This window comes from Hymenobacter agri, from assembly GCF_054778495.1.
In genome coordinates this window covers 1-3,006 of sequence record NZ_BAAGZM010000529.1, presented here as the reverse complement: position 1 = coordinate 3,006, position 3,006 = coordinate 1, and the positions used below count along the sequence as shown (strand labels likewise).

The 3,006-nt window shown below is 60.9% G+C and carries 2 protein-coding genes; one reads left to right on the top strand and one right to left on the bottom strand.

Annotated elements, in window-relative coordinates:
• Nucleotides 1-462 precede the first annotated feature (462 nt).
• Entirely contained in the window at nt 463-1,641 is a 1,179-nt protein-coding gene (locus ACYVDE_RS18835) for a LacI family DNA-binding transcriptional regulator (RefSeq protein WP_460503089.1), read from the bottom strand.
• A 327-nt stretch (nt 1,642-1,968) separates the two neighbouring features.
• On the opposite strand from ACYVDE_RS18835, the gene uxuA reads away from it, so the two are divergent.
• Nucleotides 1,969-3,006 (top strand): mannonate dehydratase (gene uxuA, locus ACYVDE_RS18830; protein WP_460503088.1); only part of this gene is annotated, 1,038 nt, incomplete at its 3' end.

Below are 3,006 nucleotides of genomic sequence, written 5' to 3'. Positions count from 1 at the left end.
CGGGGCCGGCGCGGGTGCCGCCGCAACGGGTGCGGGTGCCGTAGGGGCCGCGCCGTCTTCTTCAACGAAGAAGCCTTTGGCGGCTTTGGTGAGGTTTTCGAGAATAGCCATGAGCAGCAGATTGTTGGTGACTGCCACCTAATGCCAAGACCAATGCCGGTTTGAAAATTATTTCGGCGAAAATTTAAAACGCGCTGATATATAAATAATTAATAAAAAATCCCCGCCGGGCGCAGGGCCCGACGGGGATAAATTTTTTCAAAATGAAAAGGCTATTTTTTCAAATCAATAAACAAGTAGAATAAAAAAGACCGTCATGCTGAGCGGAGGCGTAGCCGCAGTCGAAGCATCTCGCGTGCAGTAGTAAACCCAATCGTTGGGATTAGTTGCGCGGTAGAGATGCTTCGGCTCCGGCTGCGCCTCCGCTCAGCATGACGGTCTATGTAGTCAGTACGCTCTCTTCTAAATCCCCAGCGCGAAGACATCTGCCGCCGCTTTCAGCGACGACTGCCGGATAATAAGGTCGCCGGAAATGACGAACGTGCGGGGCTGGAACTGTTCCTTAAGCTGCAGATGCTCCAGGATGAGGCGGGCGGCCTGTTGGCCGATGCGGTAGGGGTGGAGGTCGACGGTGGTGAGGCCGGGCTCAATCATGGCGGCCATAAACTCGTCGCCGAAGCCTACCACGGCCACGTCCTGCGGCACGCGCACGCTGCGCCTTTTCAGGGCCACCAGCAGGTCGAAGGCATTGGTGTAGTTGATGGCGAAGATGGCATCGGGCGGCTCGGGCAAGGCCAGCCAGTTGTCGAGCGCCGCCTCGGCCTGGTCGGTCTGAAATTCGATGTGCACCTCGTATTCGGGCCGCAGGGGCAGGTTGTAGCGTTTCAGGGCGCTTTGGTAGCCGGCCAGGCGGTTGCGGCTGATGAGCAGCGACTCGGGCCCGGCCAGAATGGCAATGCGCCGCGCCCCCTGCTGAATAAGGTGCTCGGTAATATTATAAGCCCCGTTCCAGTCATCAAGAATCACCTTGGCGCTGTCCACCTCGTTGCTCACGCGGTCGAAATGCACCACCGGAATGCCGCGGCAGGCGCTGGGCTTCACGTGGTCGAAGTTCTCGGTTTCGCGCGAGTGGCAGATGAGCAGGCCATCGACCTGGCTGGCCACCAGCGCCTGCACGTTGCTCACCTCGGTGCGGTACGACTCCTTCGACTGCATAATCATCACGCGGTAGCCCGACTCGGTGGCCACCGCCTGAATGCCGCTCACCACCGTGGCAAAAAACGGCCGCTCGATATCTGGAATCAGTACGCCCAGGGTATGGGTTTCGCGGCTTTTGAGGCTCTGGGCCAACAGGTTGGGCTGGTAGTCGAGTTGGCGGGCCGCGTCGAGAATGGCCTGGCGGGTGGCGGGGCTGATGTCGGTGTGGCCGTTCAGCGCCCGCGATACCGTGGACGACGCCACGCCCACCGCCTTCGCCACGTCGCCAATGGTGGTTTGCGTGCGGCGCCGCTCGGGCGCGGGGCCGGGCTTCTCCTCCGTGAAGTGGTAGTCGCAGGACTTGCAGAGGTAGCGCTGGCGGCCGCGCACGAAGCCCGCTTTCAGCACCGAGTCCGGCTTACGGCATTTGACGCAGGTAATCATAAAATTGAATTTAATTTATAATACAGCCTCGCTCCACAAAGGATTGTGTTTCGCGGGTGAGTGCTTACTCAAAAGTAAGAATAAAAAATATTTTTTGTCACGGTTAACAAAAAGTTTTGTATCGGCAACGTTTCCGGAAACGTTGCCGATAGTTTTCGTGGGAAATTATTGATTTTAGGCACTTTTTGCGGTGTACAACTATGCCGGTGTTGCATTACTTTCGATAAGAAGTTTGGCAAACGAGCCAGCGGACCGGTTTTGATACCTTTGTTGCCCTAAACCGGAGATTGATATCACAAATTGGACTTTTTGTAAATAGCTCACCGTATGCTGCACACCATGCGCTGGTTTGGCCCCCACGACCCCGTTTCACTGTTCGACATCCGGCAGGCCGGTTGCGCGGGCGTGGTCACGGCCCTGCACCAGCTACCGGTGGGCGCGGAGTGGCCGGTAACGGAAATCCTGGCGCGGCAGGAGCTGATTGCGGCCGACAACGCCACGCACGCGCCCCTGCACTGGGCCGTGGTGGAAAGCCTGCCCGTGCACGAGGCCATTAAGAAAGGCCTGCCCGCGCGCGAGTTGTACATAGCGAACTACAAAGCGTCGCTGCGTAATCTGGCTGCCTGCGGCATCCGCACGGTGTGCTACAACTTCATGCCAGTACTGGATTGGTCGCGCACCAGCGTGCACTACGAGATGCCCGACGGCTCGCGCGCCCTGCGCTTCGTGTGGCAGGACTTCGCCGTGTTCGACCTCTGCATCCTGAAGCGTCCCGGCGCCGAGGCCGCCTACGAGCCCGCCGTGGCCGACGCCGCCCGCCAGCAGTTCGCCGCTATGAGCCCGGCCGAAGTTGCCGACCTCAGCAACACGGTGCTGCTGGGCCTGCCCGGCTCGGAAGAGGCGTTTGAGCTGGCCGGCTTCCAGGTGCTGCTCGATGAGTACGCGGCCATCGATGCCGCGACGCTGCGCGCCAACCTGCACTACTTCATTCAGCAAGTGGCCCCGGTGGCCCAGGAGGTGGGCGTCAACCTGTGCATCCACCCCGACGACCCGCCGTTTCCGCTGCTGGGCCTGCCGCGGGTGATGAGCACCGGCAACGACATTGCCGCCCTGCTGGCCGCCTGCGACGTACCGGCCAACGGCCTCACGTTCTGCACGGGCTCGCTGGGCGTGCGCGCCGACAACGACCTGCCGGCGCTGGCCCGGCAGTTTGGCCCGCGCATCCACTTTGTGCATCTGCGCGCCACCAAGCGGGAGGATAACCCGCGCAACTTCCACGAGGCCGACCACCTGACCGGCGACGTGGACATGTACGCCGTGGTACGCGCCCTGCTGCTGGAAGAGCAGCGCCGCGCCGCCGCCGGC